This window comes from Candidatus Defluviibacterium haderslevense (genome assembly GCA_016712225.1).
Classification (GTDB): Bacteria; Bacteroidota; Bacteroidia; order Chitinophagales; family Saprospiraceae; genus Vicinibacter; species Vicinibacter haderslevensis.
In genome coordinates, this window is the sequence record JADJRL010000003.1 from 2,394,185 (window position 1) to 2,418,461 (window position 24,277).

General features: G+C 33.0%; 22 protein-coding genes. All 22 read right to left on the reverse strand.

All coding sequences use genetic code 11. From position 1 onward, the window contains the following. Positions 1–27 precede the first annotated feature (27 nt). Positions 28–378, reverse strand: coding sequence for a hypothetical protein (locus IPK88_09475; GenBank protein ID MBK8243644.1), 351 nt, complete (start codon positions 376–378; stop codon positions 28–30). A gap of 541 nt (positions 379–919) precedes the next feature. Next, positions 920–1,744, reverse strand: a complete 825-nt coding sequence (locus IPK88_09480) for a hypothetical protein (protein MBK8243645.1) — start codon at positions 1,742–1,744, stop codon at positions 920–922. Positions 1,745–1,934: 190 nt separating this feature from the next. Continuing rightward, positions 1,935–6,596 (reverse strand): AAA family ATPase, encoded by a 4,662-nt coding sequence (locus IPK88_09485; GenBank protein MBK8243646.1) that lies wholly within the window; start codon positions 6,594–6,596, stop codon positions 1,935–1,937. A 398-nt stretch (positions 6,597–6,994) separates the two neighbouring features. Continuing rightward, positions 6,995–7,294 (reverse strand): hypothetical protein, encoded by a 300-nt coding sequence (locus IPK88_09490; GenBank protein MBK8243647.1) that lies wholly within the window; start codon positions 7,292–7,294, stop codon positions 6,995–6,997. After that, positions 7,287–7,745, reverse strand: coding sequence for a hypothetical protein (locus IPK88_09495; GenBank protein ID MBK8243648.1), 459 nt, complete (start codon positions 7,743–7,745; stop codon positions 7,287–7,289). The genes IPK88_09490 and IPK88_09495 overlap by 8 nt, the downstream gene beginning before the upstream one ends. After that, on the reverse strand, positions 7,742–10,240 hold the full coding sequence (locus IPK88_09500) for an Hsp70 family protein (protein MBK8243649.1): 2,499 nt from the start codon (positions 10,238–10,240) through the stop codon (positions 7,742–7,744). The genes IPK88_09495 and IPK88_09500 overlap by 4 nt, the downstream gene beginning before the upstream one ends. Before the next feature lie 20 nt (positions 10,241–10,260). After that, positions 10,261–10,608 carry a hypothetical protein gene (locus tag IPK88_09505; GenBank protein MBK8243650.1) on the reverse strand — a complete coding sequence of 116 codons (348 nt, stop codon included), beginning with the start codon at positions 10,606–10,608 and terminating at the stop codon, positions 10,261–10,263. 3 nt (positions 10,609–10,611) lie between these two features. Continuing rightward, positions 10,612–12,045, reverse strand: a complete 1,434-nt coding sequence (locus IPK88_09510; GenBank protein MBK8243651.1) for a hypothetical protein — start codon at positions 12,043–12,045, stop codon at positions 10,612–10,614. A 5-nt stretch (positions 12,046–12,050) separates the two neighbouring features. Further along, the gene (locus IPK88_09515) at positions 12,051–12,593 is read right to left on the reverse strand and encodes an SH3 domain-containing protein (protein MBK8243652.1); all 543 of its coding nucleotides are present in this window, start codon (positions 12,591–12,593) and stop codon (positions 12,051–12,053) included. Positions 12,594–12,596: 3 nt separating this feature from the next. Beyond that, positions 12,597–12,839, reverse strand: coding sequence for a hypothetical protein (locus IPK88_09520; protein ID MBK8243653.1), 243 nt, complete (start codon positions 12,837–12,839; stop codon positions 12,597–12,599). A 17-nt stretch (positions 12,840–12,856) separates the two neighbouring features. Further along, complete coding sequence (locus IPK88_09525) at positions 12,857–13,039, reverse strand: hypothetical protein (protein ID MBK8243654.1); 183 nt, start codon at positions 13,037–13,039, stop codon at positions 12,857–12,859. Positions 13,040–13,142: 103 nt separating this feature from the next. Then, complete coding sequence (locus tag IPK88_09530; GenBank protein MBK8243655.1) at positions 13,143–15,350, reverse strand: DUF2075 domain-containing protein; 2,208 nt, start codon at positions 15,348–15,350, stop codon at positions 13,143–13,145. Next, positions 15,340–15,669 carry a nucleotide pyrophosphohydrolase gene (locus tag IPK88_09535; GenBank protein MBK8243656.1) on the reverse strand — a complete coding sequence of 110 codons (330 nt, stop codon included), beginning with the start codon at positions 15,667–15,669 and terminating at the stop codon, positions 15,340–15,342. Before IPK88_09535 ends, IPK88_09530 begins: the two co-directional genes overlap by 11 nt. Continuing rightward, complete coding sequence (locus IPK88_09540; GenBank protein MBK8243657.1) at positions 15,669–17,645, reverse strand: hypothetical protein; 1,977 nt, start codon at positions 17,643–17,645, stop codon at positions 15,669–15,671. The genes IPK88_09535 and IPK88_09540 overlap by 1 nt, the downstream gene beginning before the upstream one ends. 5 nt (positions 17,646–17,650) lie before the next feature. Then, entirely contained in the window at positions 17,651–17,935 is a 285-nt protein-coding gene (locus IPK88_09545; protein ID MBK8243658.1) for a helix-turn-helix transcriptional regulator, read from the reverse strand. A gap of 341 nt (positions 17,936–18,276) precedes the next feature. Beyond that, complete coding sequence (locus tag IPK88_09550; protein MBK8243659.1) at positions 18,277–19,101, reverse strand: alpha/beta hydrolase; 825 nt, start codon at positions 19,099–19,101, stop codon at positions 18,277–18,279. 178 nt (positions 19,102–19,279) lie between these two features. After that, entirely contained in the window at positions 19,280–19,582 is a 303-nt protein-coding gene (locus IPK88_09555; GenBank protein ID MBK8243660.1) for a hypothetical protein, read from the reverse strand. Between the two features lie 190 nt (positions 19,583–19,772). After that, positions 19,773–20,513 carry a hypothetical protein gene (locus IPK88_09560; protein MBK8243661.1) on the reverse strand — a complete coding sequence of 247 codons (741 nt, stop codon included), beginning with the start codon at positions 20,511–20,513 and terminating at the stop codon, positions 19,773–19,775. A gap of 124 nt (positions 20,514–20,637) precedes the next feature. Then, positions 20,638–21,801, reverse strand: coding sequence for a DUF262 domain-containing protein (locus IPK88_09565; protein MBK8243662.1), 1,164 nt, complete (start codon positions 21,799–21,801; stop codon positions 20,638–20,640). Beyond that, positions 21,801–22,859, reverse strand: coding sequence for a DNA methyltransferase (locus tag IPK88_09570; protein MBK8243663.1), 1,059 nt, complete (start codon positions 22,857–22,859; stop codon positions 21,801–21,803). Before IPK88_09570 ends, IPK88_09565 begins: the two co-directional genes overlap by 1 nt. A gap of 555 nt (positions 22,860–23,414) precedes the next feature. Next, positions 23,415–23,798, reverse strand: coding sequence for a DoxX family protein (locus IPK88_09575; GenBank protein MBK8243664.1), 384 nt, complete (start codon positions 23,796–23,798; stop codon positions 23,415–23,417). A gap of 24 nt (positions 23,799–23,822) precedes the next feature. Continuing rightward, a complete protein-coding gene (locus IPK88_09580) occupies positions 23,823–24,266 on the reverse strand; it encodes a hypothetical protein (GenBank protein ID MBK8243665.1) in 444 nt (147 codons plus the stop codon). Positions 24,267–24,277: the final 11 nt, after the last annotated feature.

The window sequence follows — 24,277 nt, forward strand, 5'->3', positions numbered from 1 at the left end:
TGTTGTCGGGGCAAAAGTCAAATAGTGTTAAGCAATTTTAGGCGGTTGCCAAAAGTCAGGTGCGAATTGAGAAGTAAAAGCTGACTGGTAAGTAAAATTTTGTTTTGTAGAGATTTCAGGTTTTAATAAGTCAACGAATGGATTTGTCAAGCAGTGCAATACACAAGAACCGCAAACTTGAAAAGGATTACAAGATTTTCCTGAACAGTCGTCCTTTTGTTTTTGTTGGTCTGATGATTTTTCTTTGTCTGCAATAGGTTTGCATTGTCCTCCGCAACAGCTTTGTTCAGTATCCGTTTGCAATGAAAAAGCGTCAATACTTGGCTTTACAGTCAAGAATAAAATTGTTGTCGCTAATATGAGTGTTAAAAATTTCATTACTCCGCAAATCTACAACTTATTTCTATAAATCTAACAAGTGGGAGGGAAAATTGGCTCTTTGGCTTTTGCCGAAGGGTTGGCTTTGAGTGTCGGGGCAAAAGCCAATGTGCCAATGCGGGCAGGCATAAAATTGAATTAAAAAAAGTGCGGTGGGAAAAATTTTAAAAACATTTAGGTCGGCTTGAGTGTCGGCAAGGTCGGGTGTGTCAAGAAGCAAAAGTCTGTCGGTTTTGGTCTGTCTGTCTGGTCGTGGGGTTGTCTTTACGCTTGCTGGTAACGTTTTTGGGCTTGGCGAAGGTGGGGATTAAAAAGTACTAAAGTTCAAATTTAGTACAAAAGCTAATAGAAAGCACAAATGTTCAGCCTAGCACTAAAGCCCCACTTTTGCCAAACCCATGTTAGCTGTTCGTTGTTTTTCTTCGTTTTAGTTTTCAACCACATTAGGTGAACTTGACTGTTTCCAGCCAAGCCACCGACAGCACCTAGCACCGCTTTATCTTTAATCAACTAATTTGAGCGGTAATGTGGATTTGCTTCTTCAATGCAACAAAGGGTTTGGTTGTCTTTGAGCATTATTTTTTCTTTTCATTGTTATTCCATCACAAACTTCAAACAATTCATTTCGCCATTCTACATTGTTTAAATTAAGCAAATCGTCAACTTGAATTCCATGTAAATATCTTTTATTGTCGTTTATTATACCAAAAAATTTTGCATTATTTATTCTATAAAGTCCAACTAATTGAGGTGCACCACCACAATATTTATCTTTTATATTTGAAAGTGTGTCTGTAAAACAATGAAATACAGCTCTGCTTGTTTTTTGATTTTCACTCTCTGCATATGCTTTGAATTTTTCAAGAAATTCTGTCCGACCAGAACCTAGAACAAAAAGTTTGTCTGAATGGTCTTGAAACTTTATTTCACTACCTGTCCATTTATTTGTATTCTTTTGCCATTCAATTTTGTGACAAAAGAAATTTTGATTTTCATCTCTTGAAGCATAAATTATTTGCAATGAATTTGCTGTAATATTTTCAACTTCTGCTGGATACTTTTTGAAAATTTGGATTAATTTGTCAACAATAGCTTGAAATTTTTGCTGACATGTCCAATGAGTTTCAAAAAGTAAACCTTGGTCAGCAATTTCAACTATTTGATTAAGTACAATTGAAGGAAATAAAACGTCTCCACAATATCCAAATATATCAGGTGAGTTTTTGCAACCAAATACTTTTCTGCCATAATCAAAGTTTGCATTGTCGCCCCAACTAATTCTGCTGTCACTTACAATATATATTGAAGCAGGTTTCGGTTTTGGAAACTTGCTATCAACTCCAATAAATGAGGCTATTAATGTCATTTTATTTTCAGTTCTTTCTTTGTTTACGGTGTCGTCTTACAATGACAGCTAACGTTTTGGGGCTTGGCGAAGGTGGGGAAATCGAAGCACAAATGTTCAATTTAGCACAAATGTTTATTAGAATTCCAAATGTTCAATTCAGCACTAAAGCCCCACTTTTGCCAAACCCCTGTTATGTGCAGTTTATTTTTCATTCTGATGTGTTGTCGGTTATCCATTGTATTAGGTCTGAACTTACTTTTGAGTTTTTGTAAAACCAATCTGTACTTTGAATTCTAAAAAATCTCCAACCTGCTCTTTCCAATATTAGTTGTCTATTTATATCTTCTTGAATTTTCACAATGCCTGAATGATAAGTGAAACCGTCACATTCAATTGCTATTTTTTTATTGTTTATAATAAGCCCAAAGTCTATACAATATTTTCCGACTTCAAATTGAGGATATAGATAATCTCCTAATCCATTATTGTAAAGTAATTTGCAAACGCTTTTTTCAAAGTCGCCTGAATTCGCATCTGTCTTATTTAATAGTGATTGTAGATTTTTTGTCGAAGTAGGTTTATTCGTTTGATTTTGAATATTAGCGTAATAGTCTATTAACTTTTTTCTATAACAATCTTGGTTCATAATGCCAACTGCATCAGGATGGATGCTGTGAATAACAACAGATTTTTCTTTTGCTCTACTTGCAGCAACATTGAAAATTCGCATATATTCTTCGGTTGTTGCAGCTCTTGGTGGTTTAATCTCAAAACGATTTTCTTTTTCAACAATGCTATGACTGGCTGTAATTGTCATATACATAATATCTCTTTCATCGCCTTGAAATTCTCTTGATGTACCAATTAATAATTCAAGTTTGTCTTCAAATTGTTTTATTAGTTCGTTCTGTGATATTTGACGAATAAGTTGATTTTGGTGTTTTATATTACTGCTGTCTAAAGTCAATATTCCAATTGTCGGCAATCTCTTAATTTGCTGTGCTTGAAACTGATTAATGTAATTTTCGATTTCGTCAATTACTTTTTGTACAATTAATGGTTTGTATTCATCGTCTAAATTATCTTCGACATAATGAATTTCTATTGGTTCTCCGAAAGTTTTTTCAGTCGCTGTTTTTAGGGGAACAATATCAGAATTATAGACGTACTTGTTTGAATAACCAATTATTTCGGGTAAACATCTAAAATGTTCCGTAAGTGTTACAATGTTTGGATAAATAACTCCACTGATTGTGTAAATACTGTTGTTTTTATTGTTTACGTCAAACTGTGTTTTAAATCTATGTGATATTAAATATTTGTCAAGTAGTTCATTTGTTCTATCAATAGTAAATAAACTTCTGTCTGCAACTACAGAAGTTTGATTTTCATCGCCTACTATTAAACATTTTTTACAACGAAAAACTAAATTCAAACTACTTATATCACATTGACTTGCTTCATCAATAATCAATAAGTCAAATTGTTCAGGTGAAGCATCAGGAAAAAATGTAACTGCTGTATCTTGTGGCATAATCCAAATAGGAACTGCACCTTTTGCTACTTGCATATTTGTTATTGCTGATGCAATATTTCTTGCTGTATTTTTTCCGTAACCTTTGCCAATATTAATTAGGTCGTTTAGCCAAGCATTTAAAGCCGCTTTTTGTGTATCGCTAACTTTTTTTGATTTATGATACCAAGTTTTGTATGATATTGTTTCTGCTGTTTGTTTTTCAATACTTCGTTTCAAAGTTTGAAGATTGGCTAAAAGTTTTTCCGAACCATTGGTTTGTGATGTTACAAAAGTTAGAAAATCATTTAGTTTTAAATTGAAAATATCCAATTCAATTATTTTTTTATCAATCGTGTATTGGTCATCAATTAAACATTTATTTTTTACAAACAATGCTGTTTGAGGTAGTGTTTTAATAATTTCGTTTAAGAGTTTTTCAAACGCTAATGATTGACTTTGTTTTTCTCTACACTTTCTATATTCGTCTAAATAGAGTTCGTAACTTGACCTGTCCGTATTTTCAATTGCGTCTGCAATCTTATAAATTATTGGATGTGGTTTTGAATGAGTAATTAATTTCTGTTTGGTTTCTTGTAAAAAGGTTGAGATTGAAACAAATTCAGCATAATAATTCACATTCTTGATGTAGCTAATTTTTTCTATTAAATCGTCAGATATGATTGAAACTTGTGGTAAATTTCTTGTTTTTAATTGCGAATTAAATTCAATTATTTCTTTTGCAAATTCTACCGTAAAATCAAGTTCTTTTAATGTTTCTTGAATGTTATTTTGCTTCGTAATGCCAAAGCTATTTATGTATTTATTAAAAGTTATAGAAAGTTGTTTTAAACATTTTAATCTGTTTATTTCGATTTCTAATATTTTGAATTGGTCAATTTCATTTACTGGATTGAAATTCAGCTTACACTCAAAAAAACGCTTTAATGATTTTTCTAATGTGCTTTTAGTAAACCAATTAAGTGTTTTGTTTTGACCAAATTTTACAATTATTTGATTTATTTGTTGATGTAAAATGTCAGCATCTGTATCTTGAACTGCTGATAAATCAATTTCGTAAGACAAAAGTCTGCTATTTCCAACTTCAATCTGTTTTCTTAATCCATCATTTTCATTTAAAATATTAACTAATACATCAATCCTAAAATTTGGATGCTTGTATACCTGTTCTGCAATTAAGTTTGTTTTGAATGTTCTAAAAATATTTTCATAATTGAGAATAATATTTTTTAGATTTTCGTCTATCGAATTGGTTGGTATGTTTGTGTAATCTAATGGATTAATTTTTTCATTAATTTCCTTTAGCTTAATATCATATTTCCTAATCTCATTTAAGTCAATAAAAGCATTATCATTTAAAAACTGAAAGTTTATTAAATCAAAATCATCTCTTTTGAGATTGTTACCAATTGCTACTAAATCAACTAATTTTTCTGCTATGCCATTTGTTTCAGTTTCGTAAGAAACTGTATCTTTTAATAATTGATTTTCGTAATTTGTTTGTTCAAAATGGTAAACAGCCCAATCGTAAGCTGATTTATTTTCAAGTTCATTTGTGATTGGGTTGAAAATCTTAAGCGTTAAAGTGTTTGCTTGAACAGCTTTGTAAATTTGATTTAACGTGTTTGCGTAATTACTTTCTAAAGTAGTTAATTGCCGTTCTAATTCTGTAACTTTTGTCTCTTCATATCTCTGTGCCAAATTTCTGATAATTGCATTAACAGAACCTTTTAAACTTTCATTTCCTTTGCCTTCGTTTACTAACGAAACAGCAAGTTCTTGAATTCCAATTGGCAATTTATCTTTTAATACGCTTAATGCTTTTGCATTATGTGAAACTACAAGTATAGATTTTCCTTGTGCAACAAAGTGAGAAATTAGGTTTGCAATTGTATGACTTTTACCTGTTCCTGGTGGTCCTTTTACGGTTACTGCATCTTGCTCGTTTAATCGTTTTGCAATTTCAAATTGTTCTTCATTGTAAGGTAATGGAAACAAGGAACGATGTTTTGCTTCTCCAAAATCTGCTGATTGAGATTTACTTTCATTATTTTGAAATTGGTTTGTGTTTGATTGTGTTTCTATTTCAATTTCTAAACCATCTATTGAAAATAGTTTTTTGAAAAAATCTGGAATTAGTTGAAGATTTCCACTTGCTTGCAATTCATTTATTTTGTTGATTATATTATTTGCATCTTTTGAAATAGCAAGTTTACTTTCAACAATTTTGGTTTGAATTATTGGCGAAAAACTAAAAGTTAATTGATTTTCAATTGGTGTTTTTTGAAAAGAGTAATTTAATGTTTCTTCATTGAAAAAGGCATATTGTTTTTTAGTAAAAACGCTTAATATTTCTAGACCTTTGTCAAAATATTCAGTTCTTATAAAATCACTTTCAAAAATAAATTCACGTTGCTGTGAATTGAAACTATCAATATTTAGTAAAACATCTTTTTTACGTTCTTCAATTATTAATTGATTTTCATTTTGAAAATGATTGTCTAATAATTCTACAAAGAATTGTTCGCAAAATATTTTACTTGAAAAAGTGTCAAATTCTAATTTGAATTCTTGGCTTTTAAGAGTTAGTTTTAATGGAACATTAAAAAGAAAATTTTTATAGTCTTGGTTTCCAATTTTTCCACAAACTAAACCAAATGATATATAAATTCTTTTGTTGTCTTTTCCTTTTAATTCATAATGTAGTGTATGTAAAGCATCGTAAATTCTATTTGTCTTAAAAGGCAGTTCAAATTTTTGATAGAATTCGGAAAATTCTTTTTGAAAGTTGTTTGCTGTTTTTAACAATGTTGGATTGTCTGCAAGAACTATTTTGACTTTTAGTTCTGGTTTTCGCAAGAATTTATTGTCTGTTAAATCAATCCAATCAATCAAAGAATTTGGTAAAGATAAATCGAACAAAGACGTTAGTCTTTGTTCCTTGTATTTTTCTAAATCATTTATTCTTTGTGTCGATTGTTCAAATTTTTCAACTGTTTCAATTTCTTGCTTAATTGTAAGTATTGGAATTTCGTTACTTCTATTAATTTCAATCCAATTTTCAAGTTCTTTTGGCTGTTTGGGTTCGTCAGGTATTGCAATTCGTCTTAACTTTAGTAAAAAGTCAAGTGGATTTAGATTGTTGTTAATCGCTAAACTAAATTCTGTAATGTTTTTCTGTTCGCATTTTTTAGCAAGTGTCAAAAGTTCTCCAACTTCCCAAAAGTTTACATTTTTTGACTTCGGATTGTTTTTGTCTTTTTCAAAGTCAAAACAAGTGTCCGAAGAGTTGTACAAGTCCCTTATGTAGTAAAATAGATTTTGTAATGGCGTCATACTTTTTTCTCTGAATGTCAGTTATTGTTGGTCGTCTCGGTTAAATTGCACATAACGTTTTGCGGCTTTGCGAAGAAGCGGATTTCGGAGCTCAAAACTGTCAACATAGCACAAATGTTGATGCGAGGTATAATGTTCAATTAACCACTGAACCCGCTTTTTTGCAAAACCGCTGTTACCTGCTGGCCTTCTGTTCACCGTGTCGCTGTATGCCTTGTCAATATTGAGTTTCAGTGTCATTGTCTGTTGTGCTTTTTGGTTTGTGTGTCGGTGTATTTTTATTTTTTTGAAGCGTTGGGAAATTTTTTAAAAACAATTTTGTCTGCGTTGGCAAAGCAAGCTCTTTTGCAATTTTTGGTCTGTGCGTTGGCTTGTGCGAATTGCAAATGTGCTTGCTTTTAGCGTGGGCTTTCCTTTGGTTTCATAAATATTGATATTAAAAGTCCTATTCCTACAATTACATCAACTATGTTCCAAATCTCTCTGCCAAGTGCAATTTTGAAAAACGGTTGAAATAGTAAAGCAAGTCCACCGTAAATTATCATTTCTGTTTGTCTGCCTTGTTCGTGTGCTTGATATGCTAAAATAGCAAAGCCAATTAGACCTGCGAACCTTACAAACTGATAAAACCCGTAAGGCATATCTGCTAAACATAGGAAAAACAAAACCGCTAAGACAATTTTTATAAGATTACTCAAATTTAAGTTCATCTGTAAATTCTTCGTGAAGTCCATAATTATGGAAGTCTATTAAATAATTCATCTGCTTTGGAAACTTAGTGATAATGGTTTCTTCACTAGTTTTCAATTTTGATTTTACCATTTGCAGAAACTTTATTTCATTCAGCTCGACTTTTTCGTCTGATTCAATTGCTCTGATAAGAACTTCAATCAATAACAATTCTTGATTGTCGTTTAGATTGGCATTTGAAACTTCTTTTAGATATTCATTGATTGCAGATACTCCTTTTTCTTTGAGATTTTTTAGATTGTTCGCAAGTGGTTCTTCAAAGTCATATCCCATAAAATAAATTTCATTTTCAGCCATATTTCTGATTTCTGAAATTTCAGTTTCGTCTATATTCCCATCGCAGGCAACAACTGAAACTGCTGATTTAAGCAGTAAGTCTTGAAATGCTTCTGTTTTCATAATCCAAATCCAATTTTAGTTGTTATTTGTTCCTTAGCTCCTCTTGGTAATAAATCAAGCAATCCAAAATTAATTTCTCTCAATCTGTCCCAATTTTGGCTTTCCACTGCAAATTTGCCAGCGTCTACTAGACTTTTCGCTTGTGTTTGGTCATTCATTTTTGTTTGTTCACCTTTTAACCAATTGAATATGCCTGTTAAAAAATCAGGTGTCCGCCACTTTATTTGTCCAATAATGCTTTGCAGTTCGTCAGATTTCTCTTGAATCTTAATTGGGCTATTCGTTGACATAAATGCTTCCTCTTGAGAAACTATATCATTAAATGTTTTCCTTTCGTGGTCATTACCGTTTTCATCAATAAGTTTTAAGCATTCTTGCTTTGTTTCAAAATAGTGTTCTTTTACTTTTTGAATACGCTTGTGTTTTGTTGCAGAGTCAATCTCTTGGGCAATTTTTCGTTTTCTATCTTCGAGTTTATATTTATCATCTGTAACATCATCATCATTTAATTTCTCAGTTTCCTCAGCTACAATTTCCATTTCTTTTTTCAATTTGGATAATGCACTTGCTGTTTCGTAATCTTCTTTTTCCGTAGCTTGTTCAATTTCTTCTTCCAATTTTTCAGTAAGGTCTTCAACTTGTTCCTTTAATAAATCAATTGGCGTGTGTCTTTCTTTTGGATTAAAAGTTTCTTTAAACTCTTGGTCAGCCATATTTAAATATGCAGCAACTGTCAAGTCTTGTGATTCGGAAAGGGAAATTGTGATTTCAATATCAGAGCCTTTTGAAACATCTCTCTTCAAATTTTTACCAGTAATTAAAACAAAACCCAGTCCTTTATTTGCTTCGGGTAATGCTAAATGTGAGCCCTGTAATACTTTTACACGTATTACCTCATCTTCACTACCTTTTATGATTGTTTTATTAATAGGGAATGTCAAAGTTCGTTTGGTAGGTAAAATTGTGTTTCGTTGAAAGATTAGTGCTAGACGTGTATGGCCTGGATTATCATAATCATCAACTTCTAAGCAAATATCTTCCGGCAAAGGTTGACCACTTATACCAAAGCCACTATTAATCCCGATTGGCTCTACATCTGTTTCCACAACGTTATTTAGACTGTCATAAACAGTTAATGTGAAAAAATTATAGGCATTTTCTACAAGTGGTAAATCTTCGCTTATTCTTTCACTTAATTTCTTTAAGCCAGAATCAAATCCACCATCTTGTCTTACAATTTTATAAAATAAGTTTATGGTTTCACCAGTTACCCTTGCCGCAAACAATTCATCTTTTTCTTTTGATGCTTTATTATAACTTGCCTTAATTGAAATTGCAGATTTTTTTTGCTGCTTATCTGATTTTGAAATTTCCTTTTGTTTAGTTGCAGCATAGTAAGCAGCACCAACCGCAACGGCTGTCGTAGGGTCAATTTCACAATTAGCAGGTATTTGTAATATCTCTTCAACTCTTTGTCTTACATAAGGAATATAAGTAGAGCCACCAACCATTAAAGTAAATTGAATATCCTTTGAACCAAGTGAGTTTCTAGTCAATATGGTTTTTATCATTTCAATTGTTCCATCAACAGAAGATTTTATGAGGTCGTTAAATTCTGAACGTGTTATGGTTATTTCAAAATCTACTTCATTTCCTTCTTCATCCTCAAAACCATCTACTACAATTTCAGCCGATGTAACAGCCGACAATCTAATTTTAGCTTCTTCGGCTCTGCTTAAAAGAACGTAGTATTTGGAATTGTATTTACCCGATGCACTTTTCATTTCGTCCTCTAAATTCTCAAATGAAAATTCTGCATTAATTTTAGGAATCACGAGTTTGTCAACTATCATTTGGTCAATGTCAGCACCACCTAAGAAGTTATTTCCTTCGTGGTCAATTACTTTCATCTCACCATCCTTAATTCTGATTAAAGCCACATCAAAAGTTCCGCCACCAAAATCATAAACTAACCATTGCCCATCTGTCAGTTCTTTTGATTTTTTCATATTTGCGTAGGCTAAACTTGCAGCAATTGGTTCCTGTAATAAAACAACTTGCTTGAAACCTGCTTGATAACCTGCTTCCTTTGTAGCATTTGATTGGATTAGGTCAAACGAAGCAGGAATAGTGATTACAACTGATTCCAAATTATCACCTGTGTTTACGAAAGTTTTTAATTCTTTCAGCACTTGTGCAGAAAGTTCAATTGGTGTAATGGAACGATTTTGTGATTTGATTTGAAAACTTTCTGATGTTCCCATCTTTCGTTTAAAAAAGGCCTGCGTAAAAGCATCCTTTTTTTGTTTTCCAAACATCACTTTTGCTTGACTACCAACAATTATTTTGTCTTTCTGATAGCAAACTACAGATGGCAGAGTTGCTCTACCATAATCCAACGGATTATTGAAAACGATTACTTCACCTTTAACAAATTTGGCGATAGCCGAATTTGTTGTTCCAAGGTCTATTCCGAAATTGATTGTATTTTCCATTTTTATATGATTTTAAAGATTTAAGATTTTGATTCAGCTACAACAATACCTTTTCGGGCAATAAGTGTAATACCGCCCTTGCGATACCTAACAATAGGTTTTATTACTTCTGTAATAATTAGGTTGTCAGCAGAGTTTCCAGCAATACTTGCTTCTATATCGGTTCGAGTTTCGTTGTATGCTTCGCCAATTGGATTGTGATATACTAGTCCTCCGTCTGTTTCAAGCTGTTCAAATATCTCTTTTAACCTACTTACATTTCGGCTTATAGAGTTTGATTCTGTTAGGCTTTCCACCTTTTTTTCAATTTCAAAGACTTGGTCTATCAAGTCAATGTAAATTTTTGGCACTTTTATTTGTTCGTTCATATTTTAATTGTTTTCGATTAATGCTTTTAGAATAAGGAATGAAACATATCCGATTAAACCATATTTCCACACCTTTTGCCACGTGTGTAACTTAAGTTTACCAAAAAATCTATATCCGTTGAATGTTTCTTCACAATTATATCGGGCTATGGGTAAAATTGGAATACCAATAATTACAAAGTATAATGTTTTTCCATAAATAGTTGTTCCACAACCATTAATTAAGCTTAAAGAGGGTGCTGAACTTACTGGCTCACCTATTTCATCTCTTTCTTTTTTAAGTTCTTTAAGTTTTGAGAAATCAGCATTTAGTTTCGTTTTATTTTCTGATGTTAGATTTATACTTAAAGCCTTTGTAATTGTTTTTATAGCGGTATCTATGTCGTGATGAACATTCCACATCGAAACTGAAATCCCACGAAGCATAAAAGCAATTGATATTCGGATTTCATCGGCAAATGATTCCAATTTATTTAAATCTTCGATAGGAATGGAATTAATTGTTCCTAAAGCATCTTTAGGTTTCATTTTGCTTTCTTCAATTTTAGTATGTATAGTCCTTAGGTTTAATAATGTTTCTGCCCAAACCTTTAGAATTGGAGCGAATTTTTCTTGTTCTAATTGGTCAATATGCTTTCTTTTTACTATCTCATAGTTTTTTTGGAATGTTGGTTTGCTTACACTTTCAATATTTAGTTCTAATAAATGTTCTAATAAATTTAATGCAACGTGTGAATTGCCAAACTCATTCCAAATTGCCAATTGCAGGAAGTTAATTGATGCTGCAATTTTATTTATTTGACTTTGAAAATATGGTGGCAACTGATTAAGCAATTCTTTAGGAAATAAATCCTTTACCAAATCAATAACTTCATCAATGTCTTCATCTGAATAATCAGATTCCTCATTCTTGATATCTTTTGTAATTGCGTCAACTTTTTGCAGCCGATTTTGAATTTCAATACTAAGGCCTTTGAAAGCTAAGTTTAAGTCTGCTGTGCTAATTAAAACTTGTGTTCTTAAAATATTCCTAAGCCTTTCCACGTCTTCGTCTGTAAAAGCTTTTAAAATTGCTCTGTCAAATTTTGGAGAGAAGTAAGGACTGATAAATTTTACAAATTCAGGTAGTTTATAAATACTTTCCTGTTTGAAAGATTCAAAAAGTCTTTCATTACCGTTTACTAGAAATTCATTTAATAACTTATTAGAAACAAGGTGTGAATAGAACTCTAAGGCATTTGTGTTTTCTAATTCATCAATAACCTTTTCGCAATCGGTTTTAGTGAGAGATAAACCTTTATAATCAAGGTGTCCATTGTCTGAAAGGTCAATGTCGGCAAAAAGTTTTCTTTTTGCTTTTTTTACGATTGAATTATCAATAACCGCTATGTCGGTATTTTCCAATTCAAGTATTTCTATTGGGTTTATAAAATTCATAGCTATTACCTTCTTTCAGTTACTATATAAAATTGCCAAGTGTAGCCCATATTACTCTCCATATATTCAGTCCCAATGTTTGGAATAACACCTGGTGCTGATGCACGATAATTATATGTCCCTGGACTTAGTGTAATAGTTCTTTTTTGTTTGGGTGAGAACGAATAGGTTTCACTATTCAATTTTAAAGTAAGTGTCATTGAAGTATTATTGAATATTTCAATTTCGGGATTGTAAGTGGAAGTCTTACCACTTGGAGTAAACATACCCCTTTCATTTTTCTCTACAATATCACCAAGTTTTACAAAGGATTTATGTATATAACCTTCTTTGTCGGTTGCAATGTCAATTATGTTATAAAAATCATTTTCGGTTTCAAGGGATACAATAAATATTTGTGTTCCCTGCTTCAATGATGAAATTACTCCGTAGTCAGTCCCGGGTCCTTGTCTGAAGTTGACCTGTTTTGTCACCCAGCCCAAATATGACTGGCTGAACCCAACTGAAGCTGTCAAAAGTAAAAGAGTTAAAAAGAATAGTTTTTTCATATGCTACAAGTTTATTGAATTTATTGTTTGTTCCGTCTGTGCGTTGGCAAAAAATGGCTCTTTTGGTTTTGCGAAGGGTCGGCTTGTGTGTCGGGCAAAACCAAATGTGCCATTTGTGCGGCTGGCTAAAATTGTTTTTAAAAAATGTGCGGTTGGAAAAAATAAAAATACAGAAGCGTTGGCTTTTGGGTCGGCTGTCTGATGGTTCATTTGTCCAGTCACTTTATGTTTATTTCTGTCGTTCATTCTTGCTGTGTCGTCTTTTAGGCTTGCAGGTAACGTTTTGCAGCTACCCGAAGGGCGGGACTTTTACCACAAAACTTGATTTGAAAAACTAATGTTTGATTAACCACAAAACTGTCTTTGGAACACGAAACCCCGCCTTTTGGGTAGGTGCTGTTACAAGCTGCCCTTCTGTCTGTCGTGGTTTGTTTGTCGTCTGTGATGTTGTGTCGGTGCGGCTGGGCAGGCACACTCTTTTGCAAGCTTTGGCTTGTGTGTTGGCTTGTGGGGCTTGCAAATGTGTGTGACTGCTGCATGGGCTGAAATTTATTCTATTACTCTATCAAATATTCCAATTACACTAAAGGTCTTTTCATTTATTGCATTTGGGTCAATTACTATATCTTGATATGAAGCATCAAATGACTTTGGTTTAAGAATAATTTTTTCATGATGCCAACTTTCTTCGTTAATTGCTTTTTGACTGTAATATTCCTTGAATGTATAGCAAGAACCATAATCTAAATCTTGATGGTCGTAATACTCGGCAATGACCATTAAGCCATTTCTACTACCGCCAGTATACCTCTTAAACAAAGCTATTTGACCATCTTGTACTATTTTATTCATGGAGTTCCCAATTATTCTACACGCAAAATGGTCTTGTGTAATTTTTACGCCATCAGGAACTAAAATGAATTTTTCTTCAGGGATTCTGTCATTAAATTTAAATTCACCTGCAGCCACTTTTAAAGAGTATAGTGGTACGCTATTTTCAAATGGAATTAATTGAATTTCTTTTGCCTCGGCAATCGCAATAATTGGAGTCTTGTTTTCATTAAATAAATAAATATGCTTTTTAAAAAAATTTCGCAAATTTTCGTCACACACATAAATGTAGCAACCTAGTATGCCTCTGAGCATTATAGTCTTGTAAATATTTACTACATAGTCTTTCAGTATTGCGTTATCTCTTATTGTTGCAGTTCCATTTCTGTCTTTATAATTTTCCTTGACTATCTCTATTTCTTTTGATATTGGATTGTATATTATTTCAGGTCCAAAAATTATTGCTGCGTAATTGAGGTCGTAACCTTGAGTGGTATGAATACAACCTACCTCTTTTGCATCAATATCAGAATTGATGTAATCAATTGCAGTTGAGTTCCATTTTAGTTTGATGTTTTCTATTTCAATATCATATGCATCAGGGTCATTCTGACTTATCCATGGCCAGGCATAGCCAGCAATGAATCTTGACAGCTGATGTTTTTCGTTCTTTTCTCTTAGTTCATTCACGAATTCAGAAAAATTATCAAAAAGCAGTAAGTCATAATTGGTATCGTTGTATTTGAACTCTTTATTCTTAAAAGTATTGTCTAATAAATTATTCACAAAATCAACAAATCCATTGCCTCCTTTTACTCTGAACTGCGAATGCAATTTGACATTTATAGAGTTAGGAGCAATTTTTAAGTTTTCAAAATCAACAGCATCAACATCAGATGGTTTTATAGATTGTTTAGCATCGTAAAAATATAATACTTTATTTGACCTTAATTGAGTCCAAGCTAATTCTGAAGTGTTTAGTTTGTCTAGTTTTAGTGCGTTACAAACCCTGTCATAAATTGCGAAGTATGGGCCAAGATTTACTCTTTTTCGCAAACGATGAGATTCGTCTACAAATAGAATATCATATGATTCATATTCCAGATCTGAAGGGCCAATAACAAGATTAGAATTTAAACCACTAATGTTTCGAAAAACCTTTTTAATAGTTTTTCTAAAAGAACCCATTGCTATAACCAAACCCATTTTAGGATTAGGAAACTTTATCTTTAAAAGCTTTACCTTATTTATAAAATCTTTTTCGTCTTCACCAAATTCTCTATAATTAAAATCCTCATCAGATGTGAGCATTAACTTAAATAGAAAAATAGCTAGGATGGTCTTTCCTGTACCTGCGCCACCTTCCACCAATACTGATTTTTTATTTTCCGACAGTAGTGCATCTATAATTAACATCAAATTTTTTCTTTGATCGGCAGATAAAGTTTTATAAGGCGAATATTTGAACAAGTCACTATTAGAAATATGCTCTAAACTATGTTGAGCAATTCCATTCCTGATAAGGCCATTCCAAATATTTTTAAACATATCCCAATAAAGCTCATCTCTTTGATAATAAGAGTGGTTTACCAGTCCTAGATTGCCATTTAATAATTTGTATTTGCCATCAGCATGCAGATACTTTATCAAATTAGATTCAATATCTAATGTTACCGATTTATTGAATTTTTTACTTGAAATTAAATGGGCTTCTTGTAAATGGCTTTTGCTTGGTGTTTGCAAATGTGTGAAAATTCGTGAATTAGTATCAATGGTTTCACCAACATATGCTTGACTTACTCCATTGCTATTTAAAATATATACGACTGGCCAATTTTCGCTTACGAAATATTGTGATTGAATGGAATTCAATCCATTATTATTGAACGCAATTTTGTTTATTTCAAAATCTTGGTTATAGTTCATCATACTTTTTTGCTGTTCCTTTAGCTTTGGCTACTGGATATTTTTCACCATTTGTTTTGATTTTATCCAAAACAATTTCCTTTACATCAAATCCATATTTTTCAGCAAGCAAAAATGCAAATGAAAAAATGTCGGCAAGTTCCTCTTTTACCTTTTCAGTATTTGCTTCATCTGCTTTCTTCCAAAGGAATAATTCTAAAAGTTCAGCAGATTCAATGCTAATAGCTAATGCCAAATCTTTTGGATTGTGAAATTGCTCCCAATCTCTTTCATTTCTGAATTTCAAAAGTGCTTGTATTATTTCTTCGCTTTCCTTCATTACTTATTTGGTTTATGCATTGTCAATGCCATTTTATATTCTGCTTCATAAGGCAAGTTTAATTGAGATACCATTGCGGGAATTGCTAATGACCAACTCACATAGTAATAAGCTAAAATATGGTAGCCTGAAAAAGTCTTGTCTTTTATTGAGTTAATTCGATAATTGTCTTTGTCAGGTCTATAGCCTTGAGTTCCTTGCATTGCAATTTCAATTGCAATTTTCTTAATTTCCTCTTGAGGCATTGCTTCAAAAAACTGCAAGGCATCAACCATAAACATGGCGACAGCCATGTTTATACCTATTTGCTCTTGCGATTTTTGAAATTTGTCCATTTCCCTTTGTTTGTAAGGGTCTTTGGACTCTATATCATAAGGATCTTTTTCAATTGAAGATAGAAGGTTGTCTATATCTGTTCTTTTGGTTCTATACTCATGTTCATTAACGAGTTCAAAGTTCTTGTCAAGCTTTAAGTCTTCAGCCCAATGCAAAACCAATTCATATTCTTCAGCAGGTTCTTTGTCCTCTTTGTATTGAAGATACTCGTCATTAAAATCTGTAGCTAGTTTCATTTCTGACGGAGTAGCATTGAAGTCTTTGATAAAGTCAAATCCAAATAATTCTTTGAACTGAATTGCATTTACAATATTGTATACCTTACTTTTTGAAATGATGTCTTTGGGAGATAGTTCAACAATCTTTTTGTCAGTCACAGCCTTAAGTCCTTCTTGCAACATATTGTAAAGAGAGATAAATTGAAAAGGTCTGAGTTCTGCGAATTCATTATAAAGGAAGTTTTCAATAAACAAGTCAATTGGCGTATTGAATATTTGACGGTTCATGCCTTCAAATAAATTCGAACAATAATCAGCAATTGACTTTTCAGAAATCCCCATTTTGTTGAATTTCTTGATTGTCGGTTCAAGTCCTTTTATGAATTCTGTTTTATGATTCTGAGTAGAAATAAATAATTGGTTTAACTCACCTTTTCTTGCTTCAATAACAAAATCTAAATGCACCAACTCATGCATTATTAAGTGTTCAACCGCTGGGTAACTTGGTTTGTATTTTACTATGTGAGTTTCTCTGTTATAGTTTTCGGCAAACTCAAATTTTGCTGCCGTTGGGATTTCTTCATCTTGAATTATGTCAATTTTTCTGTCACCATCAAATTCAAGTTTATGTCTGTATTCCCTAAATATTTTTTTGCCACTATCAGTTGCAATTATTTTTTTAGAAATCTCGAAAGCTTGTCTTACAGAGTTCTGATATAGAACATCCTTACTTTTATTCAGTTTAATTGCTTGAATGGTGCTGTAAAAAGCAGACTGCAAGTCTGCTTCCATTTCAGCAATCATTCCCAATGCAAAATGAGTATTTGCATATTTGTCGTTAATCTTTAATGCTTCATAAAAATATTTTTTAGCCTCTTCCAATTTACCTTGTTGCATAAGGTTTGCACCAATGTTGTTTATGGTGATATTGTCCTTTGGATTTGCAATTAGTGCTTGGTCGTAATATTTCATAGCAGTTGGAACATCATCTTTGAATTTAGCAAAAATGTTTCCCATCATAAGCAATGCCCATCCATTCTTTGAGTCCCAACGTAATGCATCAATTAAGCAATTGATTGCTTCTTCTTGGTCGCCTTCGTCAGAAAGTATTTGTCCCATAATTCGGTGATATTCCGAAATAGCAGGATTCTTCTCGATTAGTTTTTTAAGAATAGGTTTTGCATCAGCATATTTACCTTTCTCACAAAATGCAATAACCTTTTGGTAATCTATGTCTTGAGCTAAAATGGTAGGTGTGTCAATCTCAATACTAACAAAGTCATTGTCAATTGTTACTTTAGGTTTGTAAGGTCCATAAGTATAAAAGTCTTGAATAGCATTGAGCAATGATTGCTGGTCGCCCTGAATGACCGATGGAAATATCGTGTAAAGAAAGTTGTCTATTTTATGAATGATTTGCATCTAAATTAATTCTTGATTTTGGTTAATGCTTTTTTTATTCCTTGAGTCGCAAAAGGGTCATTGTCAACCGCTTCAATTACTTTGTCGCAAAGCCATAGCGAAATAAACTCTTCCTCTGATGAGTTAAAGAATTTGGCAAGTTTTACAACTTGGTCTCTATTCAAATTCCTTTCACCTCTTTCAGCCTTACTCATTAATGCAGTGTCAACTTCTATATGAGCAGCAACTTGTCTGAGTAGCAAATTTTGCTTCTCTCTCGTTTCTCTAATTTTCTGTCCTAGGTAACTCACGTTTCTGTATTTTGACTTGTCAAGAAGTGTCAAATGTAATAATTATTTTCTAAATGTCAGTCCGTGCGGTTGGAAAATTTTAGCTCTTTTGGTTTTGCGAAGGGTCGGCTTGTGTGTCGGGCAAAACCAAATGTGCTAAAATGTGCGGCTGGCTTTTTTTCTGTCGTTTGATGGTCGCACTGTCGGTCTGTTAGGGTTGCTTGTAACGGTCTTGGGCTTGCCGAAGGTGGGGAATTTGAAATACCAATGCTCAAATTTACGATAATGCTCAATAGAATTCCAAATGCTCAAACTTACGATTCTGCCCCACTTTTGGCAAACCCATGTTGTGCGTTAGGCTTTTATTTTGTTTTGTTAAATGTCCAAATTATGGCTTTTTCTTTCGTTGCTCTAAAAATAGTGTTGTGTTTCTCTTTTGGTTCAGGTGAATAAATCCAATTAATATTTGGTAGATTTTCTGTCTTTAAAATTTCAGCCAAGCTGTTTGTATATTGTGAAATGTCTTCTTCACTTGAACCTGCAAACCATATTCTTTTTTCAGTTTTTGGAAATAACGCTAAATGCTCTTTTGCTGTTCTCACTAAATAATGATTGTTCCACCAAAGTGAAGGGTCAAAAGCAATATAATTGTCAAACATTTCAGGTGTAAGAAAAAATGTCTCAACAACAAATAAACCTGACAACGATTCACCTATAATACTTTTTTCAGAAGTAGTTCTATATCGTTTACTAATTTCAGGAAAAAGTTCTTCTTTAATAAATGCTCTAAATTTTTCAGAACCACCTACAACTAGTGCAACTTCTTTGTCTTTTTCAATTTCTGTTGGACCCGACAAATCTCTTCTTCGCTGTGTGTTTGCAATTCCAACTAAAATCATTGGTGGTATTTTTTTAGCAATTATAAGTTCTGAAAGTGTATTTGCAATGTGAGGAAAATCTTCGTCTATAATTCCTCCGTCAGCCATATACATTACTGGCAAAGAGTCTGTACCTGTTTTATATTCTTGTGGTGTCCAAACATTAATATTTCTTGTTTCGCCAACTTGTTTTGATTCTATTGTAAATTCATCGTGACTTGGAACTTTATCTTTGGATTGTTTGGCATTTGTACAACTAGAAATTGTTACAAGTATTAATAGTAATAAGCTAAAATATTTTGATTTCATTTTCTTAATTTTTGTTTCAATTTTTCTATATGTTATCGGGTTTTAAGCTTACGCACAACGTTTTGGCGCTTCTCGTCAGTTGCGAACTTCGGAACGAATTATTTTCCACTAAGATAATATTTCTTGCGAATCGTCAACGTGAACTTACAACAAAATTCGCAATTGCGAGAAACAGCTGTTATAGGCTGGCTTTTTCAATCTCTTTATATTCACCATATTGTTGAAAATAATATTCAAACTTCCCAAAGTCGAATTCTATTTGAGTATTTAGATTTTTGTTTATAGTTTCAGCTTGTAATTCATTTATACCGTAACTTAAATATAATTCATCATCATTCGGTTCACTGACAAAAATGGTTTTTAGAGTTTCTAATGAGATTTCATTTATCCTGAATTCTCTAATAAATTCTTCGCTTTCTTTTGCAAATTCCAAAATGCATTTGTCAACTCTAAGTAAGTTTTCTATTGTATATCTTTTCATGTAGAAATCATTTGTTTTCTATTTTTGCAATTTTGCTGAAGCTTGCCTATAACGTTTTTCGGCTTGGCGATGTGGCGGATTTTTAGCACAAAAGTTCAATAGAATTACTACTGTTGAACCTTGCACAAATGTTTCATAGAAGCACTTCAGCCGCCATATTGCCAAACCGATGTTAGTGGCTGCTCTTTTTTCAGTCGTCAAATTCAATTGCATTTTTTGTGTTTCTCGCCCAATTATTAATATCTAATTTTATTTTCTGTTTCTCGTCAACTGTTATTATTTGCTTTGTCGGCAATGACCAACTTGTCAAATTATTGAAATAAAGAATAAGTCCATTCATTCCTAATTCAAATTCAACTTCGGCAACTTTTCCATTGTCCGTAATGTATAAAAATCCACTTCGTCCGTGTGATTTTAAATGCACTCCTTCTTTCGTCAGCAATTCTTGAACTTTATCTTTTCCTCGTCTTTCGGTCGCCCATTCTTCTTTTAGTTTGTCCGAAATATGATGTTGAAAATGTGTGTCGTCAAATTTTATGGTTGTCCAACCAAATGGTGTCTTTGATTTTATATCTTTTTCGTTTCGTTTGATTTGCTTTCTGCAATAGTTTGCTTTGTCAGTTAAATCCATTTTGTCGGCAGAGTCTGCAAGTCCGAGCCAAAAGTCTTCCGAGAAATAATGTTCTGTTTCGTCTGCAAGTTCGATTAAACTGTCAAGTGCAAGTTCCCATTCTCTGTTGTCTAAAAATTCAACACAATTAATAAACTGTCTGTGTGTTCTATAAAAGTTGGGCATATAGTCAACCAAACGTCCAATAATCTGCTCTGGTGAGAAGTCTGTTTTGGGTTGTCTGTTTATAAAGTTGAATAGTTTCACTGTCGTTGTTTTAGAGTTGCCGCTAACGTTTTGCAGCTTGGCGAAGTGGCGGATTTTGAAGCACTTACTTTCAATTTAGCACTAATGTTTATTTGAAAACCAAATGTTCAATTTAGCACTGAACCCGCCATTTTGCCAAACTGCTGTTAGCCGTTCGGTGTTTTTTGTTCGTCATTTTCTATTTATTTCCTTTTGCTCTGTTATGCGATTTACACAACATTTCACAGTTTTTAATGTCGGTTGCTCCGCCTTTACTCCAAGCTGTAACGTGGTCTGCGTCCATTTCTGCTAATTTCCAAATTTTGGTTTTGTTAGCATCGTGTCCGATTGCACAATGTGAACAATTTGATATATTTTTCTTTTCAGCTTCTGCTGTCTGAATAGCGTAAGTTGATTTTTTTGTAGCTTCGTCAAAAACTCGAACTTCCAAAAGTTTAAAGTCTGTTGAACCACCCAAAATAAATTCAAAAACGCCTTTTCTGTTTTTTATGTATGGGTCAGCATACAATTTTTTAACTTGTTCTGAAACTGTCTTTGAGTTGTATGGTTGTTTCTTATACGTTTCGTAAAGTCTGCCCCATTCAAGTCCTTTCATTTCGCTTTCTACGTCTGTAAACACTGTAGAAACCCAGTCAATAACACTTGTAAAATAGTTTTTAAGTTCTGTAATGTTGTTGTCAAATCGGTGTTTGCTCATATAATCGCCAACATTTTCTTTGCTTACCCATTCCAAAGCTCTTTCCAAAAAGTCTTGTCGGTTTGCACTACCAGAAATGTAAGCACTCCATTTCTGAATGTTAGCATTTCGGCTATTGCTAAATTCTTCTTTTCCAAGTGTTACATAAGGACCTGAATAAACTGCATTTAATAATTCTTGATTTGTTAATGGAACACCTGAAATATTAATGGTTCTAAACCATTCTTTTATTTCGCTTTCTGTTCCCTCACATTCATAAATTAAAAGTTTAGCTTCTAAAATTTTCTTTTGTTTGTCTTCTGCAATACCACTAAAATATTGCTCCATTCCGTTTTCGTCTTTTATTGCAAATTTGTTAGTTACAAATCTTCCAAAACTTGTAATTCGCTGTTGTCCGTCTAAAACTTCAAGGCTGTTTTTATCTACTCTGTTGAAATAAATTAAACCTAATGGATAACCTTTTAAGATTGAATTTATTACTGCAACGTCTCTTTTTCCGTCTGCATAAATATAGTTACGTTGGTATTCAGGTTGAATGGTTAAAGTTCCCGAAAGTCCAAACAGACCTTTGCCTTCAAGTTCGTTGTAAATGAACCCATCGCAAATGTCTTTTATTGTTATATCTGTTCTTAATGCTGTTTCCATTATTTCTTGTGTCTTATTAAAATTCTATGATAAGTTTTTTGACATAATTTTCCATTATACATTACCTGTCTTGATTTATATTCTTTGAAAGCTGGATTTTGTTTTAAAATTTCTAAATCAATACAAGGTTCGCAACAATCTATAATTTCAAATTGTTCTGGTGAATATTTATCTAAAAAGCTTATTGGAACACCCATTATGCCATCATAGTTACTAGGTAAAGCATCTGTAAAAGGTACATTTATGCCATCATAATTTTCATATTTTGGATATTCATTTCCTTTTACTTCTTTATGTTTACTAAACTTTATATTATCTTCCATTGTCATTAAGGGCAACGGTTGATGTCTTCTGCCGTGGTCTAAATTTGTAAGCCAAAGACAACTATTTGTAGCAACTATTCGATTTCCTAATTCATCAATTCTTGCTTCTGTTCCATACAATTCATAGGTTTCAGGAACAATAAACCCAGAAATCCATCTTCCCATTCCTGTACCTAACCATAATTTGTTTTCTTTAATTAAAGGAAAAACTTCTTTATATGTAACAACATTTATGTTACCAATAATTAAAAATTGCTTTTCTGCCTCGACTATCCAAGATAAAAAGTTGCGAAACAAAGAAAATGGCGGATTTGTAATTATTATGTCGGCTTCGTCTCGTAATTTTTTAATTTCATCGCTATTAAAATCACCATCGCCTTTAAGGTAAGTCCATTCAAGGTCGTTTACATCAATTTTCCCATCTCCACTTTTGTCGTGAGTAAGTGTAAATATTTTTCCGTTTTTTATTGTTTTCTTTTTGTCAAATTGTGGATTTGTTGTTTCAAAAAGTGTAGGTTGATAATTGGTTTTATATAGTTTGCTATCAGGTGCATAACTAGTACTTATTAGTTTTTTTATTCCATACCTTTCAAAATTTTGAGCAAAAAATTTAGTGAAGTTGCTCCATTCAGGGTCATCACTGGGGGTAACGTTTTGGCGCTTGGCGCAGTGGCGGATTTCGGAGCACAAAACTGTCAATACACCACAAAAGTTGATGCGAGGTAGAATGTTCAATTAACCACGTCACCCGCCATTGAGCCAAACGCCTGTTAGTGGCTGCTCTTCTTTTTCTTTGTCGTGTCGTGTCATTACGGGTTGGTCTGTTGTGGGTGCGGTGGGATTGGCAAGCTCTTTTGATTTTGCCTTCAATAAAAAATAAAATGAGGCAAAAGCAAATGTGCTTGACAATAGGGTGGCGTTAGTAGCAGGGTCTGTCCGCTGTGCAGTAGGTTGTCTCCATTTGGCAGTAGAGAGTTTCCTGTTTTACATCTGATTTGTCTAAATGAACAAGGTGTTTTCCCTGAATAACATCGCTTGTCTCCAAGTTAACAAATGATTTCTCTAAGTTGTTTATGCGTTTTTCATAAATAACAAAGGATTTGTCTAAAGTAAAGTGGCTTGTCCCCGAAGTAACAAGCCACTTGTCCGATGTAACAAAGGTCGTTTGCTAAATGTTAAGCAGGTCTTTTGGTAAATTTCAGTTTGTATACCTGTTTATTTTGAGGACTTGTCCCGCCAAATACCGACTTCTAACGCTAATAGTTTTAAAAAATCTTTGCGTTCCATAATTTATTTTTTAAAGAAACTTGACAGCATTTCCGGATTACGCAAATAATTAGCAACCCATACCAATAACAGCATTATTGCTTGGGGAATAAACATTTCTCCATGTTCCATGTGTGTGGCAATTGCACCTCCCAAATGAGCAGAGAGCAACAGAACTCCCAATGATGATGTTCGGGGAATCAGAAATAAAATTGCTGCAATGAGTTCGCCCATTCCTATTAACATCAATTTGCCTTCCAGTCCCCACTTAACAAAGTTTACAGCAATTTCTGCGTCTGCACCTGCCATTAGTTTCATGGTTGCACTCATAATGAACAAGGCGGACATTAGTCCTACAAATATCCAGTTGATGATTTTTCTTGTTTTTGACATTGATTGAGTTTCCATAGTTTTTTGGTTTTATTGATTAATTTATAGAAAATAAAGTAAAGCCGCTGCTATGCCAAACAATACTCCTGATATAATCATCTGCCATGCCTTTATTCGGTCTTTTCTGAAATATTCTTTTTGTTCCACAGTAAATGTTTTGCCGATGTTTCCGAAATTAAATACGCCCTTTATTCCGAATGCCACACAAAACTTAAAATACCATTGCTGAAAACTAATGCCAAGCGAAGCCGCAGGGATAAATAGCAGCAGTTTCCAAATTCGGTCAGCTTCAAGCCATTGTATAAGCGTTATGCACACTATACAAAGCACAAAACCGAATATTGCTGCTTGTTTTCTGCGCTTAATTTCCTTTTTGCCAATGTTACAAACACCGGGAATGTATCCTTCCTGTTGTTGATTGGGCAAACCGCTGTCCGAAGCGAATAATTTGTTAAGTGCAGGATTTTGATTTATACTCATTGTCATAATTAATTCAA